A 23,424-nucleotide genomic window follows, 5' to 3' on the forward strand; every position below is an offset into this window, starting at 1 on the left:
GCCGGCCAGCGATAAGAACTGGGGAAATTGTGCGGCGCCGGTAATGCTTGATCCTGAAGATTGCCGGCGTACTTTTATCCGCGAATAAACTGCGACTTGCGAATCCAGTGATCACCGCGGTAGCGGCGCGTCGGCGCTGAGGTGGTTTTGGCCCAGAAGTAGTCGCGGTTGAACTGGAATTCCACTTCATACCCCTCGGTCAGCGCGGCAAGCGGCATGGCTTGCCAGCTGGCCTGGCGACGTTTGCTGGTGGCCTCGAGCAAGTATTCGGTGTTATCCACAATGGCCACGACCCAGGCGTGGCCCTCACCCTTGTAAGTTCCCAAGGCCACCCGCGCATCCACGCCCAGGTTAATCAGCCAGTCCGCCAGCAAGATCGCATGATCTTCGCAATCGCCGCGCTTCTGGTAATACGCCTGGCGCGAAGTCTGCCAGATATCGGCGAGGCCCGCGTATTGCAGATGGTCGTACTGGTATTCCTTGCGTACCGCCAGGGTGTACAGCGGCACCCATAAAGCCTCGGTCTCAAATGGTTGGAAACCCACCAGATAGCTGTTGGCAAAGTGGTGCTGGCTGTCCAGCCCGCGGGCGGAGGCGGTCACCGCCTCGATGCCCTGCCAGTTCCAGATAGAGATATAGCTGCTCTGCTGCTCACTGCGTTTCGCCACCGCCTGCTGCACCATCGTTTCGGTGAGTGGGGAGTAGCTACCGGCAATCTTTACAATTCCTTTCTGGTCATCTTTAACCGCATCCGTACCGTCTTCACTCTGCATGACCGCGAGCTGGTGCTGATGCAGGGCCTGTTCGGCGGGCAGTGCCCGCCAGTGTCGCACCAGTTCCGGCAGCATCATCAACAAACCCATGGCCAGATAGAAGAACAGCGATCTCACGGTGATGCCCTAGCCCTTGAGACCGAAAGAGATAATCATTGCAACGAAGATCAGGATGGTTGAGGCAAAAATGGCCACGGCGACATTGCCATTTTTAAGTTCGCCCTCGATATCCACATGCTTGAGCAGTTTTTTATCGATCAGCAACAGCGCAACCATGCCAATCAGCAGGGCGAGAATGGTATACAGCAGGTTCAAACCCAGGTTAAACAGGGTTGCGGTAAGAAATTCAGTTTGCATCTTGATAGATTCCGAAAGCGGCGAGAAAGCGGTAATTAGATCACAGGCAAATAGGTTTTTCTTGTGGGAGTTCTGCGGGGTGTACGTAGATTGATCAACTTGCCCCGGGGTAAATAGCTCTTTAAGGTACTCGCCCGAGTGAATAATGAATTTAGGGATATATGGAAATGCCAAAGCTGTTGAAGTTGCCAGTCCTCCTTTTGATGCTGCCTTTTCTGGGCCTGACTGCCTGTGCGGACCGGGTGGAGGTGCCGCCGGCACACGTGGGCAAGGTTCTCACCAAAAATGGCTACAAGCCGAGTACCGTACCGCCATCCAAATTCCGCCTGGATATGTGCCTGTTCTACTGTGACAAACTGGTGACACTGGCGATTGCGGATTTCGGCCACCTGGAAAAATTCAAACTGTTTATGCCTAAAGATCAGCTCAATATGAGCTTTGATATCCGGATGACCGGTGCGGTAAACGAAAAATACATCGACAATATCTTTGATCGTATGCCTCCGCAGAATGGCAATATTTCCGTAAGCCAGGTATACAACACCTATGCGCAGCCGGTTATTCGCGACGTGGTACGACGGGTGATCGCCAAGTATTCGATCAATGAAATTGCCTCCAGCCGGGAAATGCTCAGTCAGGAGCTATTTTCCGCTGTTGCCTCCTCGCTAGATGGAACACCCATCAAGATAAAGCGTCTGGGTATCGCGGATGTGCAGTTTCCGAAGGTCATCACCGAGGCCAAGGAGCGTGCAGCGGAGCGCCGCGAGCTGATTGAGCAGGAGAAGGCACAGTTTGAAATCCAGAAGATCCAAATGGAGCGGGATCTGGAGCGCGAAAAAATGAACCGCGCGATTGCCCGCGAAAAGGCAATGGGGCAGAAAGAGGTTAATGACCTGCTGGCCAAGTCGGTCACTGACAAATACCTCTCCTACCGCACGCTCGAGGTGCTGGAGACCATGGCCGAGTCGAATAACAAGGTATTTGTACCGGTCGAAGCCCTGGGCACCATTGGCCTGCAGCAGGCAGTGTTTTCTGAACAAATGAAGCAGGTTGCGCGCAAGCGCTAAGCGAGGGCTGTCTGATGGAATTCAATTCACAGGTGGCCAACTGGCTGGCGGGTGCCCTGGGTGGGCTGGCCAGCTGGGTGGTTATCGCAGCGTGTGTGCTACTGGTGCTGAATATTCTGGTGCGGATTCAGTTTTTGCGACGCCGTGGCGAAGGACTGCACTGGCTGTTGGACCGTTCACTGGTCATTCGTCTGCTCAGTTTACTGTTTTTTATCTGGGTTTTACTGGGCTTCAACAGCAATGGACCGAAGCTGGAGCTGGCACCGGACTATAGTGACGAGCAACAGGCTACCGAACGTGTGTTGCGCGCAGAGCAAGGTGATGTAGAAAATTTTGCCCCAGAAAAGCCAACCGCGGCACAAACGAGCCAACGTTTAGAGGAGCTGCGCGAAAAGCAGAAGCAGGAAAGCGAACGGGAAAATTAATCTACGACTCATCCTCATTTTGAAGTCATTGCAACGGTTTTATTTTCAGAAATTCTGTTGGGATGCCCAGATACCGTGAATAGACTTCCGAACACATTGGGAGATGAGGAGATCATCATGCGTTACCTGTTACCTGTAGTTCTGTTTTGTTCCATTGCGGGTTTTGCCCATGCTCAAAGCACTATGACTCAGCTGCCTTCTGGCGCTCAGGAAGTGCAAATTTTGGGTAACACCTACTACAAAAGCGGTGACACCTTTTATCGTTTCAACGAGCAAGGTGGTTACTTTTATGAAACCAATCCGCCTCGTGTAATGGATCATCAGTCCACTCCAAATGCGTCTGTAGTGACTAATCCTGGTGTTGGTCTGACTTCAGACCAGATTGAGGGCTGTCGTAACGCTGCTGCGGATAAATCCAACGCAGTACCTAACCGAGGCAGTTCTGTGTATATCAATGAGTACAATCGTTGTATCAGCGACCTGCAGCGTCAATAAGACGTTACTCGATATACCAGTGATTCTACCTAGTTAACCCGATCAACTTGGTAGAATAAAAAAAGGCTTGCCGAATAACCGGCAAGCCTTTTTTGTTTACTGCGTTTTTTAAGTTTGAAAGTGCCGAAGCCTTTCCTTATTGACTGCAGTTTTTGCCTCGGCATGGCTTGTCATTGCCACCATCATCGCCACCGCCGTTGGTATCACAGCCATTTGCCGTCAGGTAGTCAGCGGCAGCTTTTGCCTGTACCAGACCGTATCCGTAGGCATTGTCGCGACCGGCAGTACCCAGGTCTTCCGCGGTGCTGACCAGTGCGTTGCGGATCTGGCTTGCGGAGCAGGCGGGGAAGTGGCTCCAAACCAGAGCGGAAACGCCGGCTACATGTGGCGTCGCCATGGAGGTGCCGTTAAAGAACGCGTAATCGCTGGGTTCCAGTGTCAGGGTAGCGCTGCTACCGATCTGGCCCAGAAGTGCGGCGCCATCGGTATCGGAAATACCTGCAGACGGGATACCGGTAACGGTTTCGCCCAAGGTACCAAACAGCATACCCGGCTCATTGTTATAGATCACCGCCGCGATGCCACCGCCGCTTTCACAGGCCTGTACTTTTTCGGCAAAGCTAATGTTGCCGCGCGAAATCAGGCACACTTTGCCGTTCGCACCGGCGCAAGCTGATTCGCCGAGGCCGCAGTCAGCAAGTGCGCCGGTAGCGATGCCCAGAGGGCTTCCTTCCATACCGGATGCTTCGATATCACTACCGGCCACACTGAGGGAGGTCGACAACCCCATGCCTACAGGTACCGAGGATAAAACGTCCACGCCCGGTCCGGACAGCTCAACCTGGCCGGTCTGCTGGGAGAAGTCAGCGACCAGTTTGTTGCTATCAATGGCCGCAACAGAAACAACAGAGTCGTAGGATGCAGGATAGGAGTGACGGGTGTTGCCGTCGTTACCAGCCGCAGCTATCGAAAGAATATTCTGATTGGCATAAAGATCGGCAAAGGCGTTCTGTTCGGTACGGGACTTTAAGGTGCCGCCGAGACTCATATTGATTACGCTTGCGCCGTTTGCCGCACACTCTTCCGCAGCGGCTACCAGTGATGAGGAATAAGCCCAGCCGTCTGCGCCAAACACCTTAACGATGTGCAGTTTGATGTTGGCGTTTGGCATTACGCCTACCACGCCTTTACCGTTGCCGATGGCAGCGATGGTGCCGGCAACATGGGTGCCGTGACCGTTCTGATCTTCGTACCAGTTACCGGTGCCGCTGTCGTAGTTACCGGTGACGGTGTTACCCGAGAGGTCCTCGTGGCTGATGTCGTAACCGGAGTCGATAATACAAACGGTTTGGTTGCCCGCGCTGATATCGCTCAGCTGATCTGCCTGTACCATGGGGATGCCGAAGGGCACCGACTCAGACAAAGGGTAACGCTTAACGTCTTCCTCGACGTATTCCACGTTGGGGTTTTTGGCGAGCGACTGCGCCACATGGCTTGGCAGGTAGGCCGCCATCGCGCTGTGTTTTTCCAGTGCCTTGGCAGATCGTCCCCCACTTGCGTTAACCGCGGCCATTACCGCCGGGCCTTTGCCGCTTTTATATTTAACGATGTAGCGTTGATCTTCGCCACTTGCGTTAGCGGTTGCGGAAAATGCAATAAACGTTGTGAGCAACGCAGAGAGCGTTTTTCTCATTTTTCTTTTACTCCGAAAAGTTGGATACCAGATTATTTGAAGATTGGTAGGCGACAAAAATAACGGTATACAGCGCACGCCATCCGTGTCGTGGAAATGAATGTAGCAGGCACAATTGGTGTGTGAGGGTGCGGATTTTCCGATCTGTGAATCGTTTGGCGAAGCGCAGATTTAAGGTTGAACCAGGCGCCTAGTTGATTGAGGGGGAGGTGACGGAGTACGTCTCGCGCGACCGCGGGCCACCGTGCCGAACCGGGTTTGGTTTTATCTGGCGGAGCCGTTATTGCGAAGCGAATTAGGACGCGAGTGCGAGAGTCGCTGCGAAATGTGCGTGGGTTGCTTACGCCAGAGTGACAAAATTGGATTAAATTGATGAAAATATAAACGCTTGCTGAAGTGGAATTTGTTCTGTGTTTGGGGGGTAAACTAAAAAAATCTATATAAATCAGTGTATTAGCGGTTTGTGAGTACTTAGTTTCTCTTAACTGTTAAAAACCGAATAAATATTCCATTTTCTGGCGGCCTCTGTAGAATGGCGTAAAAAATAACTTCTGGGATCTAGGTCCCAGTTTCGCCAAACTCACAGGAAGAATCATGAGAAGTCGCAAGTCCCTCTCCCCCATCGCGGGGTTGATGCGCCGCATGCGTGTCGCCCAGGCGCTGTCCGATAAATCCGGAATCTCCGCAGACGAAAGTCTCGACATCGTTACCGAAGGCGCCAAGCTGACCGGCAATGAAGAGCGTCGTCGCTTCCTCAAGCAACTGGGTATGGGTGCCGCGGCAGTTGGTGTGGGTTCTTCCCTGGCTGGCGTTTCCAAACCGGTGCAAGCGGATCCAGGTGGCGGCAACGGTGACGGCCGTCCGGGCAGCGTTGCGATTATTGGTGGCGGTATTGCAGGTATTCGCTGTGCGCACCGCCTGCAGCAGTACGGCATTGCCAGCACCGTATTTGAAGGCAACACCCGCCTGGGTGGCCGGGTAAATACCAACCGCACCATTTTCGGTGGCCCGGTTGAGCGCGGTGGTGAGCTGATTTCTACCGAGCACAACGCAGTGCGTAACCTGGCGAACGAGCTGGGCCTGGACGTTGAAGACGTAAACGGCAACGCAGTGCCCGGCGGCAACGAGCTGTACTATGTAAATGGTCAGCAGTACTCCGAGCACCAGCTGAACGAAGAGTGGCGTGAAGTTTATAAAATTTTCAAGAAAATCCAGCCAGAAGCCCCGTGGTTGCCAACCTACGACTCACATAATGAGCTGCACAAGACCCTAGATTACACCGACTCCAATACCTGGATGGACCAGGTAGGTATCGGCGCTAATTCCAATATGGGTCAGGTGTTCCAGGCGGACCTGGTGGCCGAGTACGGCCTGCAGCCTGAAGAGCAGACCGCACTGAACCTGATTTATCTACTGGCGTGGAACCCGATTAACAGCGCCACGCCGCTGGCGGGCACCGACGAGCGCTTCCGCATCTCCGGTGGTAACGACCAGCTGTGGAGCCGTATGGCAGAAGAACTGCCGGAAGGCAGCATCGAAACCGGCCGCAAGCTGGTGGCGATCAACGGCGACATCAATGGCCCTTACACCCTGACCTTCGAAGACGGCTACGTTCACAACTGTGACAAGCTGGTACTGGCACTGCCGTTCTCCCTGCTGCGTGACGTGGACATCGAGCCGTCTCTGTACAACAGCTTCCGTCCAGAGAAGCGCATGGCGATTGAACAGATGGCCTTTGGTGCCAACGGCAAGCTAGCTATGCACCACAACAGCCGCCCCTGGACCCAGACGCAATACGTAAACGGCCAGGCGGTAACCGCCAACGGTGTTACCTATGTGGGCCGCCCGGAGCTGTTCGATACCTGGGATTCCACCTCGGTAAACGGCCGGCCAGACGGTATTCTGGTGAACTTCTTCGGTGGTGACTACGGTAAAAACCTCGGCACCGACCAGCCGTTTGCGGCGCCGCTGCAAAGTGACATTAACCACTTCCATAACATTGTGGATAACGTCTTCCCGGGTACCTCGGCGGCCTTCTCCGGTACCGCGATGCAGTCCAAGTGGTCTGCCAACCCGTGGTCCAAAGGTTCTTACTCCACTCCCACCTTTGGCAGCTACACCTCCTGGTGGGGTGCTCAGCCGCTGGTGGAAGGCAATATCCACTTCTGTGGTGAGCACACCGAGCTGGAATACTTCGGTTATATCGACGGTGCAGTATCTACCGGCGAGCGCGCGGCCAAGGAAATTCACCAGTCGGTGTAATTCTTCAGCCCGCAATTTCATCTCACAGGATGCAAAAAAGGCCGCGAACGGATGTTCGCGGCCTTTTTTGTTGTGACGATTTGTTTTTGCCAGAGCAGGTGACTTACGCCTCGTTTTCATGGTTTAGCTGCACCTGCCAGCTACCGTCCATCTCCACCGTTACCCGCACCTGAATCGGCCGACAGCACACTGCGCAATCTTCAATGTAGTGCTGGTCGCCGGCACTGGTATCGATCAGCATGGAAATTATTTCCCCGCAGTAGGGGCACTGATCCGTGAATTCTTCCATGTTTGTCACCTTGCGTTGTTACTCCGAGCGCGCTTTGAGGTGCGGCTGGGCCCAGGCCGCTAGAGTATCTGCCACATAGAGGGCATCTGCCCGTTCACTCAGCAGGTGGTCGGCATCGTCCAGACTGATAAAGCTCTTCGGGTGCAATGCGCGATTGTAGATATCTGCAGCCTCATCAATGGACACCACCTGATCAATCGGCGAGTGATAGATCAGTAGCGGGCGCCCCAACTTGTGGATATACCCTTCCTTTATACCCAACACATCGTCCACAAACTGTTTACGGATCACAAACGGGCGTTGGGAAAGTTGCACCTCGGCTTGGCCTTCCTGCTGAATCGTCTCAAGGGCGCTGCCAAATTGTTTCAATACATGTTGTGGGTCTGCCGGGGAGGCGATGGTAACGACGGCCCTGGCTTCGGGGATAAACTCGGCCGCCGCGAGCACCGCGGCGCCGCCGAAGCTGTGCCCGATCAGCAAGTCCGCGGGCTGGTACTCGTCGCGCAGAAAGCGCGCAGCGCTAATCAGGTCCGCCACGTTGCTGGAGAAGTTGGTTTCACTGAAATCACCGGCGCTGTCGCCGAGGCCGGTGAAGTCCAAGCGCAAGGTGGCGATACCGTGATCGGCGAGGCGCCGGCAGATACGCGAAGCGGCCAGTACGTCTTTGCCACAGGTAAAGCAGGGCGCAAACAGCGCGAAGCCGTGCGTGGTGCCTTGTGGCGTCTCCAGGATGCCCGCGAGGGGCAACCCGTTGGGGTTGGGGAAGCGCACCTTGTGGCGACGTTTACTGCGCGACATATGGGGTCCGGTGAACAGGGGGAAGTAACGGGAACAACAAGCAAAGCACGGGTTCGCGGGCAATGGTATGGGGCTGAGCAAATCGCGGCAAACGGCGCGGGCACGGCTCAACCCATTTTTTTGCATTCTTGTAAAAATGACAACGGTGTCAGTGACTTATACACGGTATGTCGTAATTCATTTACAAAACGGGTTGATATACTCGCGCCTGCCCAAGCCCCCCGTCGCGCAGACTTCGCCGCACGGTGACCGCCGGTGGCGCATCAGCGTATAATCCGCGCCCGCTTTCCCGCCCCGCCGGGGCAGGTAGCGTGAGTAAGTATTCAGCAACCAGCAAAAGAGGATTGGCTATGGCGGTTAAATTGATGAAGGACCTGGATCTGGCAGGCAAACGCGTATTGATTCGCGAAGACCTGAACGTGCCGGTAAAAGACGGGGTAGTTACCTCGGACGCGCGCATTCGCGCGGCACTGCCCACCATCAAAGCCGCTGTAGACGCAGGCGCTAAGGTTCTGCTGATGTCCCACCTGGGGCGCCCCACGGAAGGTGAGTTCGCGGAGGAGTTTTCCCTGGCGCCGGTGGCGCAACACCTGGGCAAGCTGCTGGGTAAAGACGTGCCGGTGGTCAAAGACTGGCAGGGTGGCGTGGAACTCGCGGACGGTGAAGTAGCGCTGCTGGAAAACGTGCGCTTTAACCAGGGCGAGAAGAAAGACGATGAGGCGCTGGCCAAGCAGTACGCGTCTCTGTGCGACATCTTTGTGATGGATGCCTTTGGTACCGCGCACCGCGCCCAGGCTTCTACACACGGTGTGGCCAAGTTTGCCCCCGTCGCCTGCGCGGGCCCGCTGCTCGCCGCAGAGCTGGACGCTCTGGAGCAGGCGCTGGCTAACCCGGCGCGCCCAATGGTGGCGATCGTTGGTGGTTCCAAGGTGTCCACCAAGCTGACCGTGCTGGAAAGCCTGTCTGACAAGGTTGACCAGCTGATTGTGGGCGGCGGCATTGCCAACACCTTCCTGGCGGCGAGCGGCAAGCCGGTGGGCAAATCCCTGTGCGAGCACGATCTGGTGGATACCGCGAAGGCTCTGATGCAGAAGTGCGATATCCCTGTGCCCACCGATGTGGTTACTGGCAAGGAATTCAGCGAGTCTGCGGCGGCGGAAACCAAGCCCGCCGACGCGGTGACCGAAGATGACATGATTTTCGATATCGGTCCGGACTCTTCCGCGGCACTGGGTGACATCCTCAAAAACGCCAAGACCATTATCTGGAACGGCCCGGTGGGCGTGTTTGAATTTGACCAGTTTGGTGGTGGTACCGAGCGTCTGTCCAAGGCGATTGCCGAGAGCGACGCCTTCTCCATTGCCGGCGGTGGTGACACCCTGGCGGCGGTCGACAAGTACGGCATCGCCGAGCAGGTCTCCTATATTTCAACTGGGGGTGGTGCTTTCCTTGAATACGTGGAAGGCAAGGTGCTGCCGGCGGTCGCGATGTTGGAAAGCCGCGCCGCTGAATAGAGCCGCGCAGCGGAATAAAGCAGCGCGCCGATTAGACCCGTGCTGCGGAGGAAAATAAATGCGCCCCGTGTTTGCGGAGCGCATCTTGCAAGAAGTTTTCAGGGCAACAGGATGACTCGGTTGCCCGATGCAGATTTAAAGCACCCGGCGGAATGTCGGGGCTGACACCAAATTAAAAATAGATGCGACCGGAGCTTTGCTTCAGGAATCGCACGCCCCAGCGCGTCAAAAATGGCTCGCTAACCCAAAACTGCTAAATATCGACGAGAAAGGGTTTTTTCATGGCTTTAATCAGCTTGCGTCAATTGTTGGACCACGCTGCCGAGTTCGGCTACGGCGTGCCTGCGTTCAACGTCAATAACCTGGAGCAGATGCGCGCCATTATGGAGGCGGCCGAACAGACCGACTCCCCGGTGATCGTGCAGGCTTCCGCCGGTGCGCGTAAATATGCCGGTGCCCCATTCCTACGCCACCTGATTCTGGCGGCGGTGGAAGAGTTTCCGCACATCCCGGTGGTGATGCACCAGGACCACGGCACCAGCCCGGCAGTATGCCAGCGTTCGATCCAGCTGGGCTTCAGCTCGGTAATGATGGACGGCTCGCTGATGGATGACGGCAAGACCCCGGCATCTTACGAATACAACGTGGATGTTACCCAGCGCGCGGTGGAAATGGCCCACGCCTGTGGTGTGTCTGTGGAAGGCGAGCTCGGCTGTCTGGGTTCTCTGGAAACCGGTATGGCGGGTGAAGAAGATGGCGTAGGTGCCGAGGGCAAACTGTCCCACGACCAGCTGCTGACCGATCCGGAAGAAGCGGCAGATTTCGTGAAGAAGACGCAGGTAGACGCGCTGGCAATCGCCTGTGGTACCAGCCACGGTGCGTATAAATTCACCCGCCCACCCACCGGTGACATCCTCGCGATTGATCGTATCAAGGAAATTCACGCGCGTATCCCGGATACCCACCTGGTGATGCACGGTTCTTCCTCTGTGCCGCAGGAGTGGCTGGCGGTTATCAACGAGTTTGGTGGTGAGATTCCGGAAACCTACGGTGTTCCGGTCGAGCAGATTTGCGAGGGCATCAAGTACGGTGTGCGCAAGGTGAATATCGATACCGACCTGCGCCTTGCCAGCACCGGTGCGGTACGTCGTTTCCTCGCGCAAAACCCATCCGAGTTCGACCCGCGTAAATTCCTGAAGGCTACTACCCAGGCCATGAAAGATATTTGCGTTGCCCGTTACGAAGCGTTTAACACCGCCGGTAACGCCAGCAAGATCAAGCCGATTAGCCTGGATGCCATGTCCCAGCGCTACGAAAAAGGCGAGCTGGTACCCAAGATCAATTGATCAATAGCGGTTAGTTGAAAGGGCGATCCCAAACTATATGGAATTGGGGTCGCTCTTTTTTGTTGAAAAATGCAGTACCATGGGGTCATGGAACTGCTGAAAGATCTCAATGCCGTTGATACCAGTCCGGTGATTCGCCGCCCGGACTATTCTGCGTTGCGCAGCCAACTGCCGCTGTTGGATTTTTCCTGTAGCGAGCCCCTGCCGGAAGCGGTGATTTCCTACCGCAATTTTTATCGACTCCAATTTTCTGAGGCCTGTGCCACCGGTATCGGCACCTTCAAGTCCGCCGGTTTTGAACTGGTTGCCCAGTACTGGTTTGTCGATAACCCCAAGGGCACTTTATTTATCTGTCACGGTTACTTTGACCACACCGGTATTTACGGTTCGGCCATACGCTTTGGCCTGGAGCGTGGCTACAACGTGGTAATTGTGGATTTTCCCGGGCACGGACTATCGAGTGGTGAGCCTGTGGCCATCGATACCTTTCTGCAGTACCGCGAAGTGTTGGAAGCCCTGCTGAGCAAAGCCAGAAATAAAATGCCGGAACCCTGGCACGGCATGGGGCAGAGTACCGGTGGCGCGACCTTGCTGAGTTATCTGCAGTTCAGTTTGTGGCAGCCGTTCGACAAGATCATGCTGCTGGCACCGCTGGTGCGCCCGGCCAATTGGCACCTGCGCAAGTGGGTGTATTACCTCGGGCGTTTTCTGATGCCGCACCCCAGCCGCGGGTTTAACATCAATACCCACGATGCGGAGTTTGCCCGCCGTCAGGCCCTGCGCGACCCGTTACAATCGCCGGTTATGTCGATTCGTTGGCTGGGGGCCATGGTGGACTGGTTAAAGGTGTTCCCGAAAACCAACCGCAATCCCAAGCCCATTCTGGTGGTGCAGGGCACCGATGATAAAACCGTGGACTGGCGCTACAACATGGGCGCGATCGCAGACCGTTTCCCCAATAGTAAGCGCGTTATCGTGCGCGGCGCGCGCCATCAGATGATCAACGAAACCCAGCCCTATCGGCATCAGATCATCGAAGCGCTCGAGCAGTGGCTGGCGGACTAGCTGTTTCGGGCGCTCTTCTCACAATCCTTTTTTAAACTTATGCCTGTTGGCGGCGACGGTGTCGCCGCCGCTGCATGAGTGCGTCTGCGGAATAGAAGATCAGTGCCACCCACACAAAGGCAAAGGTGATTAGCTTGGTGCTATCCATCGGCTCCTTGTAGATTACGATGGCGAAGATAAACATCAGGGTCGGCCCGATGTATTGCAGGAAGCCCAGGGTGGAAAGGTTCAAACGCCGCGCCGCAATGTTAAACAGCAGCAGTGGGGTGAGGGTGACGGGGCCAGCGGCCATCAGCAGTGCATTCATTTGCCAGCTGTTGTTGAGCAGGTTGCTGGTGGGGCTGCTGCTCCAGAACAGAAAGCCGAGCGCCAGCGGCAGCATGAACAGGGTTTCCACGGTTAGCCCGGTGAGGCTGTCCACCGGTGTCTTTTTGCGCACCAGGCCGTAGAGGCCGAAAGTCAGTGCCACACCGAGGGCCACCAGTGGCAGGCGCCCGTAGCTCCAGATTTCATAGGAAATCCCTACCGCGGCGAGGAACACCGCAAACCACTGCAGTGGGCGCAGCCGCTCCCCCATCGCCACTACACCGAGCAATACGCTGAAAATTGGGTTGATGTAATAGCCGAGGCTGGCATCCAGAATGTGGTCGCTATTGATCGCCCAGATAAAAATCAGCCAGTTACAGGTGATCAGGGCGGTAGTGATCAGCAGTGCAATCACTGTTTTGCGTGTGCGCAGAACTTCGCGCAATCCCGCAAGCTTGCCCAGCACTGCCAGCATGACCAGCGCCAGTACCAGCGACCAGATGCTGCGATGGCTGAGGATCTCCATTGCCGACAGGTCGTCCAGCAACTTGAAGTACAGCGGCGCGACGCCCCAGATAAAATAGGCACCAATACCGGCGAGCAGGCCGGTCGCGGCGGAGTCTGAGTTGTGATTGTTCAACGGGTATTACCTATGCTTCGCGGTTGGTATTGCGTAGCAGCAATGGGTACAGAAACAGCTCAACCGGGGATCACCCGGAGATGCCGTAAACCATCTGACTGGAGGCACAATAAAGAAACCCGGGGTACTGTAGATTTACAGTAGCACCCGGGTTTCGGGGGAGTGTAACAGACGCCGGCGGCGCCCGTTAGCGGTGTCGAGCGTGTGTGCTTAGAACAGCACGCGGCAACGCAGAGTGCCGGGGATGTTCTTCAGCTTTTCCAGCGCCAGATCAGAGTATTCCGCGTCGACATCGATTACCACATAACCGACGGTCTCGTTGGTTTGCAGGAACTGCGCAGAGATGTTGATGCCGTTGTCAGAAAACACCTGGTTGATCGCGCCGAGTACGCCGGGCACATTCTTGTGGATGTGCAGCAGGCGGTGCGCACCAGCATGGCCGGGCAGGGCAACTTCCGGGAAGTTCACGGAGCTGGTGGTGGTGCCGTTGTCGGAGTAGAGCGCCAGTTTGTCGGACACTTCCACGCCGATGTTTTCCTGCGCTTCAACGGTAGAGCCGCCGACGTGCGGGGTGAGCAGGGCATTGTCGAGACCGCGCAGCGGCGACTGGAATTCGTCGTCGTTGCCGCGCGGCTCCACCGGGAATACGTCGATGGCGGTGCCAGCAAGATGGCCGCTCTTCAGTGCTTCTGCCAGCGGCTCGATTTCTACCACGGTGCCGCGGGAGGCGTTCAGCAGGATGGCCCCCTTCTTCATTTTGGCAATCTGCTCGGCGCCAATCATCCACTTGGTGGAGGGCAGTTCCGGCACGTGCAGAGAGACAACGTCAGCCTGAGCCAGCAGTTCGTCCAGGGTGTTGACCTGGCTGGCGTTACCCAGCGGCAGCTTGGTGACCACGTCGAAGAAGATCACGCGCATGCCGATGCCTTCGGCCAGTACCGAGGTCTGGGAGCCGATGGCGCCGTAACCGATGATACCGAGGGTTTTACCGCGGGCTTCGTAGGAACCCACTGCGGACTTTTTCCAGCCACCGCGGTGGCACACGATATTCTTCTCGGGGATACCGCGCAGCAGCATAATGGCTTCAGCGATCACCAGTTCGGCTACGCTTCGGGTGTTGGAATAGGGCGCGTTGAATACCGCAATACCCAGATCCGTAGCGGCTTCCAGGTCTACCTGGTTGGTGCCGATACAGAAGCAACCCACCGCGATCAGCTTGGGCGCATTCTCGAGCACTTTACGGGTCAGTTGGGTACGCGAACGAATGCCGACAAAGTGGGCATCGGCAATCTTCTCGATCAGCTGGTCTTCCGGCAGCGCGGTTTTGATATATTCCACGTTGGTGTAACCACGGGAAGACAGCAGGTCCACGGCGGACTGGTGTACACCTTCCAGTAACAGGATGCGGATTTTGTCTTTCTGAAGAGAAGTCTGCGGAGCCATATCGGGTCTCTTGGCCGTGCGCGATGATGATCGGTCGCGGCGGGTTAAAGAAAAATCGGTTGGGGCTCACCGGGGGCCCGGCGAGGGCGGCATCATACCACAAGGGCTTTCCAAAGCTTTATACGCAATATCTATCCTAGCTATCGAATCTGGTTATGTATCAACACGAATTTACCTGCAATACCCCCGTCAACCTGCCGCTCGGCAAAGTCGTGTGTGTTGGGCGCAACTATGCGGCACATGCGGAGGAGCTGAGTAACCCGATCCCGGACGAGCCGCTGCTGTTTATCAAGCCGGCGACCTCGGTGGTGCCGATGGCGCAGCCGGTTCACCTTCCTCGTGGCCGCGGTAGCTGCCATTTCGAGGGGGAGCTGGCGCTGTTGATTGGCGAACGCCTGACCGATGCCAACCCCGGCGACGTACCCGGGGCGATTGCCGGGCTGGGGCTGGCTCTGGACCTCACGCTGCGGGAGTTGCAGTCGGACCTGAAAGGCAAGGGGCAGCCGTGGGAAAAGGCCAAGGGGTTTGATGGCGCCTGCCCGCTCTCGCCATTTGTGAAGCTGGACTGGTTGCCGGATTGGGACAACCTGACTTACACCCTGTGGCTAAATGGCGAGATCCGTCAGCGGGGCAAGTCCAACCATATGCTGACGCCGATTCTGGATCTGGTTGCGTATATCAGTGAGTACTTCACCCTGATGCCGGGAGATGTGGTACTGACCGGCACGCCGGCGGGCGTGGGGGAGTTATTGGTTGGGGATCGTATCGCGATGGGACTCGAAGAGGACTGGCTCCGCTGCGAGACTGAGGTGGTTTGATTTCGAGCCTTGATGGATAGGGGTGTGGCGCCCGAGCACTGGGTATTCGTTTTCGGAACCGCTGTGAATACGTCCCTGTACGCTGCGTCGCAAACATCCCTGTTTGCGACGCTTCCGAAAACGAATACCCAGCACTCAGGCTTCGCATCTGAGAGCTGAGCTTTGTTAAACCCGGTAGCTGACCGAAGTCATCGCCTTAGAAACCAGTGTCATCAAACCTTTAACCGGGCCGGGGAAGCGTGCCCCGCCGGCATCCAGCGCTGCATGCTGATGCTTGGCCTCATCCACGAGCATCTGCTCCACCACCGCGCGGCTCTTTTCATCCTGCTCAGGCAGTTCCTGCAGATGGCCTTCCAAGTGCTTGCACACCTGCTCTTCGGTGGCGGCGAGGAAGCCGAGGCTGACCTTGTCACTGATCTTGCCGGCGGCGGCGCCAATACCGAAGGACATGCCATACCAGAGTGGATTGAGCACGCTGGGGCGGCTGCCCAGTTCATCCAGGCGTTGCTCGCACCACGCCAAGTGGTCGATTTCTTCGTCCGCGGCGTGCTCCATCTCCGCGCGCACCTCGGGCAACTTGGCGGTCAGCGCCTGACCCTGATACAGGGCCTGGGCGCAAACTTCACCGCTGTGATTGACTCGCATCAGCCCCGCCGCATGGCGGCGCTCACTGTCGGAAAGCTCCGCTTCATCCACTGCTTTCGCGGGTGACGGGCGCTCGTGACAGGGGGAGCCGGGGCTCAGGGTGCGCAGGGCGCGGTCCGCCTGCAGCAGCAGGCGGTCGAGTCCGGTCAATTGGCGGTGACTGCTCAAGGTGCGTTCCTCTTTAGCTTCGTAGCTTTACCACTTCGTTTCGCGAGGGTTATTAGGCCTCGGTCGGTTGCTCGCGCTCGATTGCGCGGTAACCGATGTCCTTGCGGTAGAAGACGCCTTCCCAGTAGATCTTGCTGGCGCACTCGTAGGCATTCTTCTGCGCGTCGGCAACAGTGTCACCCAGGGCGGTGGCGCAGAGCACGCGGCCGCCGCTGGTTACCACGCGTTCGCCGTCGAGCGCAGTGCCTGCCTGGAAGACTTTGGCGTTTTCGCTATCCGCCTTGTCCAGGCCGGAAATTGCATCACCCTTGCGGTAGCTGCCCGGGTAGCCATTGGCAGCCAGTACGACGCCCAGTGCCGGGCGGGAATCCCACTCTGCGGTGACCTGATCCAGGCGCTTTTCCACTGCGGCCATACACAGGTCAACCAGATCGGACTTAAGGCGCATCATGATCGGCTGGGTTTCCGGGTCGCCGAAGCGGCAGTTGTATTCGATGACCTTGGGGGTGCCCTCTGCGTTGATCATCAGGCCCGCGTACAGGAAACCGGTGTAGGGCATGCCTTCGGAGGAGAGGCCTTTCACGGTGGGCTCGATGACTTCGTCCATGATGCGCTGGTACACGTCCTGGGTCACTACCGGTGCCGGGGAGTAGGCACCCATGCCGCCGGTGTTCGGCCCGGTGTCGCCGTCGCCAACACGTTTGTGATCCTGGCTGGTGGCCATCGGCAGGATATTTTCTCCGTCCACCATCACGATGAAGCTGGCTTCTTCGCCGGTGAGGAATTCTTCGATCACTACGCGGCAGCCGGCGTCGCCGAAGGCGTTGCCAGAGAGCATGTCGCGCACGGCCAGCTCGGCTTGTTCTACGGTTTCGGCAACGATCACGCCTTTACCCGCGGCGAGGCCGTCGGCTTTAACCACGATGGGGGCGCCCTGCTCACGGATGTACTCGATGGCGGGCTCGATTTCGGTGAAGTTCTGGTAGGCGGCGGTGGGGATGGCGTGGCGCTCGAGGAATTCTTTGGTGAAGGCTTTGGAGCCTTCCAGCTGTGCGGCAGCTTTTTCCGGGCCGAAGATGTTGTGGCCGCGGCTGTTAAAGAAGTCGACGATGCCGTCTACCAGCGGGGCTTCGGGGCCGACGATGGTGAGGTCGATGCCTTTTTCTTCCACCAGGTCGGAGAGGGCGGAGAAGTTGTCGACGCCGATGTTGACGTTCTGGACTTTGGATTCGTGGGCGGTGCCGGCGTTACCCGGCGCGACGAAGACGGTGTCTACGGCGGGGTTTTGGGCGGCCTTCCAGGCCAGTGCGTGTTCGCGGCCACCAGAGCCGATTACCAGGATGTTCATTCTTGAGTTTCCCCGTGCCTGTGTTTTAGGTGGGCTAGTTTAGCATTCAGATGAGGTCAACTGCTGCTCTACTGGCTTCAGGGGAAAAGTACCTGGCCAGTCCGTGGCGGGGCTATGGCTGGCGGCCTTTCGCGAGACACGCCGTAAACCCATCCCTGGGGGCTCGGCTGCGGCCATCCAGGCCGCAGACGGTCTCGCGAAAGGCCGCCAGCTACAGCCCCTTCGCGTCTGACTCTGCAGGTTGTTTACTGCAGAGTCATTACAACAGTCGTCGTTTGTGTGACGTTATCAGTGACGGAAGTGACGCATTCCGGTAAATACCATCGCCATGCCGTGCTCGTCGGCTGCAGAGATCACTTCTTCGTCGCGCATGGAGCCGCCGGGCTGGATGACGGCGCTGATGCCTACCTTGGCGGCGTTGTCGATGCCGTCGCGGAAGGGGAAGAAGGCGTCAGATGCCATAACCGCGCCTTTTACTTCGAGGCCCGCATGCTCGGCCTTGATTGCGGCGATGCGCGCGGAGTTCACGCGGCTCATCTGGCCGGCGCCAACACCGATGGTGCGCCCGTCTTTGGCGTAGATGATGGCGTTGGATTTAACCATCTTGGCCACTTTCCACGCGAACAGCAGTTCGTCCAGCTGCTCTTCGGACGGTTGTACCTTGGTGACCACCTTGAGGTCTTCCTTGGCAACCATGCCGTTGTCTTTTTCCTGGACCAGCAGGCCACCGGTTACGCGCTTGTAGTCGTAGGTTGCGGGGCGCTCCTGCTGTTCAGAAAGAGTGGGCCACTCGCCACATTCCAGCAGGCGAACGTTCTTCTTGGCGGATACGGCCTGGGCGGCTTCGGCGCTGACTTTGGGGGCGATGATAACTTCGGAGAACTGCTTGTCGACGATCAGCTGGGCGGTTTCAGCGTCCAGTTCGCGGTTGAAGGCGATGATGCCGCCGAATGCGGATTCCGGGTCGGTGGCGAAGGCCAGTTCGTAGGCGGTCTTGATGTCCGCAGCAACGGCAACACCACAGGGGTTGGCGTGCTTGACGATCACGCAGGCCGGCTCGTCGAACAGCTTGACGGTTTCCAGTGCGGCGTCGGTGTCGGCGACGTTGTTGAAGGACAGTTCCTTGCCCTGCAGCTGGCTGGCGGTGGATACGGAAGCTTCGGTTGCGTCTGCTTCTACGTAGAAGGCCGCTTTCTGGTGCGGGTTCTCGCCATAGCGCATGTCCTGGGCTTTCTCGAACTGGGTGTTGAAGGTGTTCGGGAATTCGCGGGCTTCGTTGTTGGTGTTACGCGCGCCGAAGTGGTTGGCGATCATGCCGTCGTACTGGGCGGTGTGTTCGAACGCCTGCACCATCAGGTCGTAGCGGGTTTCGTAACCGAGCGCGCCTTCGTTGGCTTTCATCTCTTCGATCACGGTATCGTAGCTGTGGGCGTTGACCACGATGGCCACATCTTTGTGGTTTTTGGCCGCGGAGCGGACCATGGTGGGGCCGCCGATGTCGATGTTTTCGATGGCGGTGGGCAGGTCGCAGTTGGGGTCCGCGACAGTGGCTTTGAACGGATACAGGTTCACCACAACCATATCGATGGGCTTGATGCCGTGCTCGTCCATTACCGCGTCGTCTTTGCCGCGACGGCCCAGGATGCCGCCGTGTACTTTCGGATGCAGGGTCTTAACGCGACCGTCCATCATTTCCGGGAAGCCAGTGTAATCGGAAACTTCCACAACCGGGATGCCGGCTTCGCCCAGCTGGCGGTAGGTGCCACCGGTAGAGAGGATCTCTACGCCCATGGCGGAGAGTTCACGGGCGAACTCCACAATGCCGGTTTTATCGGAAACGCTGATCAGCGCGCGGCGAACGGCCACCTTGTCAGTCATATCGCATCGTCCATTCAGATGTGTAAAGAGCAGGTTAAAAACGTTGGAAATACAAATAGCGAGGGGGGATGAGCTCAGCTCATCCCCCCTCGTCGAATTTTTGCCGCTCCGGCTTTGGCTGCCTGGAGCGGTTGGCTGCCTTACAGCAGGCCGTAGCGCTTAAGCTTCTTGCGCAGGGTGCCCCGGTTGAGGCCCAGCAGCTGCGCTGCGCGGGTCTGGTTGTGGCGGGTGTGCTTCATCACCACTTCCAGCATAGGCGCTTCAATCTCAGACAGCACCATATCGTACACGTCGGTTACCATCTGTCCGTCCAGGTGGCGGAAGTAGTTTTCCATCGCGTGCTCAACCGCATCGCGCAAAGCTTGCGGCTGCTGTAGTTGAGTCTGGCCCCCAGTGGACACCACATCGCTGGTATCCGGAATTAATGCTTCGTTAGTCATGCCGCTTTTGCCCCTCTAGTTATTCGGCGTTCAAACCACTCACGAACGCTGGCATGTTGTGCTTCTGCGCTATCTATTCGGTTAAAGGCTTTACGAAACTCTTCGTTGTCCGCGAGAGTCTTTACGTACCAACCCACATGTTTACGGGCGATACGTACCCCCATAACCTCACCGTAGAAACGGTGCAGTTCACTCAAGTGAGTGATTAATATATCCCTGACTTCATCCAGTGAGGGCTCCGGCAGGTGCTCCCCCGTTGCGAGGTAGTGAGCAATCTCCCGGAATATCCATGGACGTCCCTGAGCCGCACGGCCAATCATGACCGCTTTGGCGCCGGTGTAGTCCAACACCTTGCGGGCCTTCTCCGCGCCAGTTATGTCGCCATTGGCGAAGACAGGTATCTTCACCGCCGACACAATCTCGGCAATGGTATCGAATTCGGCCTGACCATGGTAGCCACAGGCGCGGGTGCGTCCGTGAACTGCCAGTGCAGAAATCCCGAAATCTTCGGCCATCTTGGCCACCGTTACCCCGTTGCGGGAATCCGGGCACCAGCCAGTGCGAATTTTCAGCGTCACTGGAACCGGAACCGAGGAAACCACTGCCTGCAGGATATCGGCGACCAGTTTCTCATCGCGCAGCAGGGCAGAACCCGCTGCTTTTTTGCACACCTTCTTTGCCGGGCAGCCCATATTGATGTCGATGATCTGGGCGCCGCGCTCAACATTTGCACGCGCGGCATCGGCCATCATCTCTGGGTCACCACCGGCAATCTGTACCGAAATCGGCCCCGCCTCGCCGGCGTGGTTCAGGCGCATACGTGACTTGCGGCTGTTCCACAGACTGGTGTCAGAGGTGACCATCTCGGATACGACCAAACCAGCGCCGAGCTCACGGCACAATTTGCGGAAGGGGCGATCGGTAACGCCGGCCATGGGCGCCAGGATAACTGGCGCTCCGATGTTATAGGGGCCTATGGCGAAGCTGCTTGGCAGTTCCGTGGGCAACGCACCCTCCCGCGGGTTTGGTCTCATCAGGTGTCAAAGAGCCGCCTATGATAGCGGCTGCCTGCCCACTGGAAAAGCGAAAAAGCGCTCAAATTGGTCGATGGCTGGCCGTTTGGGACGAACTTTGTGCAACAGTTTGTAGCAATATGCGCCACAGCGCGCATTTTTGCGCCTTCCGCTTCGGCGCCGCCATGTTCGCCGCGGACTCAGTTCGGGGCGATACGCAGTTCGTAATTCACCGCGTCCGCACCCGGGTCGACGATATCCAGCGCGATATGCACCGGGTTGCCGGCGGGCATCAGGCGCCGGCCGGACAGTTCGCCGCGCAGGTAATCCCGCGGACTGAAGTGGCGGCTGGCCACTGGGCTGTTCTTCAGGTCGGTGAAGCGCAGTTGCAGGCTGGGGAAAGGCTGGTCAAACGGTGCGCGATTGAGCAGAACCGCCTCCACAGCGAGGGCGCCGGGGATCGTGGGGTGGCTGCGCACCACCAGGTTGGCGGTGTGAATGGCATTGATGTCCACCTGCGGCGGCAAGGTGCAACCGATGTACGGGCAGACCTGGGCGTAGAGGTTGCGCCAGGGCTCACGCTTGCTGAGGGTGTCGAAACCAAAGTAGGCGGTTTGCGCTGCCAGTCCCAGCATCAGTAGCAGGCTGCCGAGGGCCCACAGCCAGGTGGGGATAATGTGGTGCCGCTTGGGTTGCCAGGACATCTCGATCGGCGCCGCGCCGATGGACGAGATCAGTTGGTCCTTGGGCAGAAGTGGCGCCGATTCCAGCTGGCCGGAATCCAGGTGACGCGCATTGAGTTCGGATGGGTCCAGCTGCGCGTCCGGCAGGCTACCCGGTTGGTCGTCCGGGTGGAGAGCGAATTCATCTGTCTGCGCGTAGTCTTCTGTCGGTGAGGCCAGCAATTCGTCATGGTTGGGTGTGCCGGTACCATCTGTCGCTTCGAACTGCTCGGCGAACAGGTCGTCGGCCGACTGCGTGGCACTGCCATGGCGGGTATTGCTGGACTCTTCCCGGGCCATTTCTTCCGCCCAGGGGTTGTCGGAGGTATCGCCAATCCGGTCCAGGTCACTGTTCAGGTCCAGCAGGTCGCCCTGTCGGTCATCGTCTTCTTCGCTGCCGAGCTCCTGCCACTGCTGCTCACCAAAGGCGTCGTCGATCAGTGGGCTGTCGTCGCTCTTTTTGTCCGCGGTGGGGGCTTGTGCCGGCTGTTTCGGCGCAGCTTTGGCGGATTTCGGTAGGTCTTCTTTCGCAGCCTGGGCATCGCCATCCAGGTCGATATCGTCGTGAATCAGGAAGTCGTCGTCTTCCAGCAGTTCTTCAATGGCCTTTTTGTTGGCCGGCTGCGGATCGTCCTCGTTGAATACGATATTTTCGTCAGCGCGGAATACTTGCAGGCACGAGCCACAGCGCACGGCACCACGGGCGGCGCGCAGCTGAGGTTCGCTGACGTGAAACGAGGTGCTGCAGTGGGGGCAGCGGGTAACCAATTGCGACATGGATTTCGACGATTATTGCTTTGGCGTGGAAGTTTATCAGTCGTGGGGCCCGCCGCGTAGCCCGAGGAGCCTCGGTTGCGGCGTAGTGCACCCAATGATTTATCTGACTCTGGTTCCGCTCAGGCGTACCCACTCTTCCTTTTCGCCATCTGCGTCAAAGTCGATCCACTGGCTGTAGGCCGCTTTCACTTTCTCTGACTGGCTCGCCAGAATCCCGGACAGGCAGATACGGCCGCCGACCTTGGTGCGCTCGACCAGCTGCGGCGCCAGCTCAACCAGCGGGCCGGCAAGGATGTTGGCGAGCATAATGTCCGCGCTGGCATCTGCCGGCGTCTTCTCCGGCAGGTAGACCGGGAACCGCCCCGGTTCGAGGCCGTTGCGTACCGCATTGTCGCGGCTGGCAATCAGAGCCTGCGGGTCGATATCCGTACCCAGGGCACTCTCGGCACCCAACAAGATGGCGGCGATGCCGAGGATGCCGGAGCCACAACCGAAGTCGATGGCAGTCTTGCCCTGCACCGGTTCACCCGCCAGCCACTGCAGGCATAGGAAGGTAGTCGGGTGGGTACCGGTACCGAAAGCCAGACCCGGATCGAGGATGATATTGACTGCCTCCGGCGCGGGCGGCTCGCACCAGCTGGGGCAGATCCACAGGTTATCGGCGCACTGGATGGGTTTGTAGTTACTCATCCACTCCCGTTCCCAGTCTTTGTCCTCAAGCTGTTCCCAGCGGGCGTTGGGGAGGAGTTCACACAAGAAAGAGGCGGCTTTGGCTTCAGTCACTCCGGTGTCGACCTCGGCATCGAATAGGCCGGTGACGAGGGTTTCGTCCCACAGGGGCGTCTCGCCGAGGCCGGGTTCGAGGATGGGCTGGTCGGCATTGTCTTGCAGGGTGACGGAGACGGCGCCGGCGAACAGCAAGGCGTTTTCAATCTTCTCGGCCTGTTCGCGGTTGGTGTTTACTCGTAGCTGGAGCCAGGGCATGTAGTTTGGTCCGGTAATGTGGGTCGTTGTTAAGTGCTTCCGTGGCGGATCCGCTGCCGGTATGGCCCTGCGAGACACGCCGTGAACCCATCCATGGGGGCTCTTCTAAAACGTCCCTGTTTTAGAAGGTCTCGCAGGGCCATACCGGCAGCGAAGCC

General features: G+C 57.8%; 22 protein-coding genes. 8 read left to right on the forward strand and 14 right to left on the reverse strand.

What is annotated here, in order from left to right:
• Window positions 1-74: 74 nt before the first annotated feature.
• Both KUV22_RS12490 and KUV22_RS17570 read right to left on the reverse strand, forming a co-directional pair.
• The gene (locus KUV22_RS12490; RefSeq protein WP_222231549.1) at window positions 75-890 is read right to left on the reverse strand and encodes a transglutaminase-like domain-containing protein; all 816 of its coding nucleotides are present in this window, start codon (window positions 888-890) and stop codon (window positions 75-77) included.
• Window positions 891-899: 9 nt separating this feature from the next.
• Window positions 900-1,391, reverse strand: coding sequence for a DUF350 domain-containing protein (locus tag KUV22_RS17570; protein ID WP_449288826.1), 492 nt, complete (start codon window positions 1,389-1,391; stop codon window positions 900-902).
• On the opposite strand from KUV22_RS17570, the gene KUV22_RS12500 reads away from it, so the two are divergent.
• The 3 genes from KUV22_RS12500 (at window position 1,298) to KUV22_RS12510 (ending at window position 3,117) form a co-directional block, all read left to right on the forward strand.
• Complete coding sequence (locus KUV22_RS12500; protein ID WP_224918066.1) at window positions 1,298-2,197, forward strand: SPFH domain-containing protein; 900 nt, start codon at window positions 1,298-1,300, stop codon at window positions 2,195-2,197. The two genes, KUV22_RS17570 and KUV22_RS12500, sit on opposite strands and share 94 nt — an antisense overlap.
• A gap of 14 nt (window positions 2,198-2,211) precedes the next feature.
• Window positions 2,212-2,622: a hypothetical protein gene (locus KUV22_RS12505; RefSeq protein ID WP_222231553.1), complete on the forward strand. Its 411-nt coding sequence runs from the start codon at window positions 2,212-2,214 to the stop codon at window positions 2,620-2,622.
• A 117-nt stretch (window positions 2,623-2,739) separates the two neighbouring features.
• Complete coding sequence (locus tag KUV22_RS12510) at window positions 2,740-3,117, forward strand: hypothetical protein (RefSeq protein ID WP_222231555.1); 378 nt, start codon at window positions 2,740-2,742, stop codon at window positions 3,115-3,117.
• Window positions 3,118-3,253: 136 nt separating this feature from the next.
• On the opposite strand, the gene KUV22_RS12515 is transcribed toward KUV22_RS12510, so the two are convergent.
• Window positions 3,254-4,810, reverse strand: coding sequence for a S8 family serine peptidase (locus tag KUV22_RS12515; RefSeq protein WP_222231556.1), 1,557 nt, complete (start codon window positions 4,808-4,810; stop codon window positions 3,254-3,256).
• 594 nt (window positions 4,811-5,404) lie between these two features.
• Between KUV22_RS12515 and KUV22_RS12520 the strand changes: the two genes are divergently transcribed.
• Window positions 5,405-7,072: an FAD-dependent oxidoreductase gene (locus KUV22_RS12520; protein ID WP_222231558.1), complete on the forward strand. Its 1,668-nt coding sequence runs from the start codon at window positions 5,405-5,407 to the stop codon at window positions 7,070-7,072.
• Window positions 7,073-7,175: 103 nt separating this feature from the next.
• On the opposite strand, the gene KUV22_RS12525 is transcribed toward KUV22_RS12520, so the two are convergent.
• Together KUV22_RS12525 and KUV22_RS12530 are read right to left on the reverse strand one after the other, a co-directional pair.
• Complete coding sequence (locus KUV22_RS12525) at window positions 7,176-7,361, reverse strand: CPXCG motif-containing cysteine-rich protein (RefSeq protein ID WP_222231560.1); 186 nt, start codon at window positions 7,359-7,361, stop codon at window positions 7,176-7,178.
• Window positions 7,362-7,379: 18 nt separating this feature from the next.
• Window positions 7,380-8,159 carry an alpha/beta hydrolase family protein gene (locus KUV22_RS12530; RefSeq protein ID WP_222231562.1) on the reverse strand — a complete coding sequence of 260 codons (780 nt, stop codon included), beginning with the start codon at window positions 8,157-8,159 and terminating at the stop codon, window positions 7,380-7,382.
• Between the two features lie 350 nt (window positions 8,160-8,509).
• Between KUV22_RS12530 and KUV22_RS12535 the strand changes: the two genes are divergently transcribed.
• The 3 genes from KUV22_RS12535 to KUV22_RS12545 all read left to right on the forward strand — a co-directional run bounded on the left by KUV22_RS12535 (window position 8,510) and on the right by KUV22_RS12545 (window position 12,084).
• Window positions 8,510-9,673, forward strand: coding sequence for a phosphoglycerate kinase (locus tag KUV22_RS12535; protein ID WP_222231564.1), 1,164 nt, complete (start codon window positions 8,510-8,512; stop codon window positions 9,671-9,673).
• A 281-nt stretch (window positions 9,674-9,954) separates the two neighbouring features.
• Window positions 9,955-11,019 (forward strand): class II fructose-bisphosphate aldolase, encoded by a 1,065-nt coding sequence (gene fba / locus KUV22_RS12540; protein ID WP_077407216.1) that lies wholly within the window; start codon window positions 9,955-9,957, stop codon window positions 11,017-11,019.
• Between the two features lie 87 nt (window positions 11,020-11,106).
• Entirely contained in the window at window positions 11,107-12,084 is a 978-nt protein-coding gene (locus KUV22_RS12545; protein WP_222231566.1) for an alpha/beta hydrolase, read from the forward strand.
• 37 nt (window positions 12,085-12,121) lie between these two features.
• Here the strand turns inward: KUV22_RS12545 and rarD are convergent, their stop codons facing one another.
• Window positions 12,122-13,030: an EamA family transporter RarD gene (gene rarD / locus KUV22_RS12550; RefSeq protein WP_222231568.1), complete on the reverse strand. Its 909-nt coding sequence runs from the start codon at window positions 13,028-13,030 to the stop codon at window positions 12,122-12,124.
• Window positions 13,031-13,240: 210 nt separating this feature from the next.
• The gene (gene serA, locus KUV22_RS12555) at window positions 13,241-14,473 is read right to left on the reverse strand and encodes a phosphoglycerate dehydrogenase (protein WP_222231570.1); all 1,233 of its coding nucleotides are present in this window, start codon (window positions 14,471-14,473) and stop codon (window positions 13,241-13,243) included.
• Between the two features lie 155 nt (window positions 14,474-14,628).
• Here serA and KUV22_RS12560 point away from each other — a divergent pair, with 155 nt between their 5' ends.
• Window positions 14,629-15,291: a fumarylacetoacetate hydrolase family protein gene (locus tag KUV22_RS12560; RefSeq protein WP_222231571.1), complete on the forward strand. Its 663-nt coding sequence runs from the start codon at window positions 14,629-14,631 to the stop codon at window positions 15,289-15,291.
• A gap of 165 nt (window positions 15,292-15,456) precedes the next feature.
• Here the strand turns inward: KUV22_RS12560 and coq7 are convergent, their stop codons facing one another.
• The 7 genes from coq7 to prmA form a co-directional block, all read right to left on the reverse strand.
• Complete coding sequence (coq7, locus tag KUV22_RS12565) at window positions 15,457-16,104, reverse strand: 2-polyprenyl-3-methyl-6-methoxy-1,4-benzoquinone monooxygenase (RefSeq protein ID WP_222231573.1); 648 nt, start codon at window positions 16,102-16,104, stop codon at window positions 15,457-15,459.
• A 52-nt stretch (window positions 16,105-16,156) separates the two neighbouring features.
• Complete coding sequence (gene purD, locus KUV22_RS12570) at window positions 16,157-17,452, reverse strand: phosphoribosylamine--glycine ligase (RefSeq protein WP_222231575.1); 1,296 nt, start codon at window positions 17,450-17,452, stop codon at window positions 16,157-16,159.
• Between the two features lie 288 nt (window positions 17,453-17,740).
• Complete coding sequence (purH, locus tag KUV22_RS12575; protein WP_222231577.1) at window positions 17,741-19,330, reverse strand: bifunctional phosphoribosylaminoimidazolecarboxamide formyltransferase/IMP cyclohydrolase; 1,590 nt, start codon at window positions 19,328-19,330, stop codon at window positions 17,741-17,743.
• Window positions 19,331-19,470: 140 nt separating this feature from the next.
• Window positions 19,471-19,770 (reverse strand): DNA-binding transcriptional regulator Fis, encoded by a 300-nt coding sequence (fis, locus tag KUV22_RS12580; RefSeq protein WP_010132306.1) that lies wholly within the window; start codon window positions 19,768-19,770, stop codon window positions 19,471-19,473.
• Window positions 19,767-20,777, reverse strand: coding sequence for a tRNA dihydrouridine synthase DusB (gene dusB / locus KUV22_RS12585; protein ID WP_261319479.1), 1,011 nt, complete (start codon window positions 20,775-20,777; stop codon window positions 19,767-19,769). The genes fis and dusB overlap by 4 nt, the downstream gene beginning before the upstream one ends.
• 206 nt (window positions 20,778-20,983) lie before the next feature.
• Window positions 20,984-22,282, reverse strand: a complete 1,299-nt coding sequence (locus KUV22_RS12590; protein WP_222231703.1) for a DUF3426 domain-containing protein — start codon at window positions 22,280-22,282, stop codon at window positions 20,984-20,986.
• A 99-nt stretch (window positions 22,283-22,381) separates the two neighbouring features.
• A complete protein-coding gene (gene prmA / locus KUV22_RS12595; RefSeq protein ID WP_222231581.1) occupies window positions 22,382-23,266 on the reverse strand; it encodes a 50S ribosomal protein L11 methyltransferase in 885 nt (294 codons plus the stop codon).
• Between the last annotated feature and the right edge of the window lie 158 nt (window positions 23,267-23,424).

The organism is Microbulbifer agarilyticus (assembly GCF_019800665.1).
Lineage (GTDB): Bacteria > Pseudomonadota > Gammaproteobacteria > Pseudomonadales > Cellvibrionaceae > Microbulbifer > Microbulbifer agarilyticus_C.

Excerpts from the sequence above, each read along its gene's own strand:
- serA (WP_222231570.1), bottom strand. The coding sequence starts at position 14,473 with ATGGCTCCGCAGACTTCTCTTCAGAAAGACAAAATCCGCATCCTGTTA.
- fis (WP_010132306.1), bottom strand. The coding sequence starts at position 19,770 with ATGACTAACGAAGCATTAATTCCGGATACCAGCGATGTGGTGTCCACT.
- KUV22_RS12535 (WP_222231564.1), top strand. The coding sequence starts at position 8,510 with ATGGCGGTTAAATTGATGAAGGACCTGGATCTGGCAGGCAAACGCGTA.
- KUV22_RS12500 (WP_224918066.1), top strand. The coding sequence starts at position 1,298 with ATGCCAAAGCTGTTGAAGTTGCCAGTCCTCCTTTTGATGCTGCCTTTT.
- prmA (WP_222231581.1), bottom strand. The coding sequence starts at position 23,266 with ATGCCCTGGCTCCAGCTACGAGTAAACACCAACCGCGAACAGGCCGAG.
- KUV22_RS12545 (WP_222231566.1), top strand. The coding sequence starts at position 11,107 with ATGGAACTGCTGAAAGATCTCAATGCCGTTGATACCAGTCCGGTGATT.
- KUV22_RS12515 (WP_222231556.1), bottom strand. The coding sequence starts at position 4,810 with ATGAGAAAAACGCTCTCTGCGTTGCTCACAACGTTTATTGCATTTTCC.
- KUV22_RS12525 (WP_222231560.1), bottom strand. The coding sequence starts at position 7,361 with ATGGAAGAATTCACGGATCAGTGCCCCTACTGCGGGGAAATAATTTCC.
- purD (WP_222231575.1), bottom strand. The coding sequence starts at position 17,452 with ATGAACATCCTGGTAATCGGCTCTGGTGGCCGCGAACACGCACTGGCC.
- KUV22_RS12530 (WP_222231562.1), bottom strand. The coding sequence starts at position 8,159 with ATGTCGCGCAGTAAACGTCGCCACAAGGTGCGCTTCCCCAACCCCAAC.
- KUV22_RS12510 (WP_222231555.1), top strand. The coding sequence starts at position 2,740 with ATGCGTTACCTGTTACCTGTAGTTCTGTTTTGTTCCATTGCGGGTTTT.
- purH (WP_222231577.1), bottom strand. The coding sequence starts at position 19,330 with ATGACTGACAAGGTGGCCGTTCGCCGCGCGCTGATCAGCGTTTCCGAT.
- KUV22_RS12505 (WP_222231553.1), top strand. The coding sequence starts at position 2,212 with ATGGAATTCAATTCACAGGTGGCCAACTGGCTGGCGGGTGCCCTGGGT.
- KUV22_RS12560 (WP_222231571.1), top strand. The coding sequence starts at position 14,629 with ATGTATCAACACGAATTTACCTGCAATACCCCCGTCAACCTGCCGCTC.
- KUV22_RS12590 (WP_222231703.1), bottom strand. The coding sequence starts at position 22,282 with ATGTCGCAATTGGTTACCCGCTGCCCCCACTGCAGCACCTCGTTTCAC.
- KUV22_RS12520 (WP_222231558.1), top strand. The coding sequence starts at position 5,405 with ATGAGAAGTCGCAAGTCCCTCTCCCCCATCGCGGGGTTGATGCGCCGC.
- fba (WP_077407216.1), top strand. The coding sequence starts at position 9,955 with ATGGCTTTAATCAGCTTGCGTCAATTGTTGGACCACGCTGCCGAGTTC.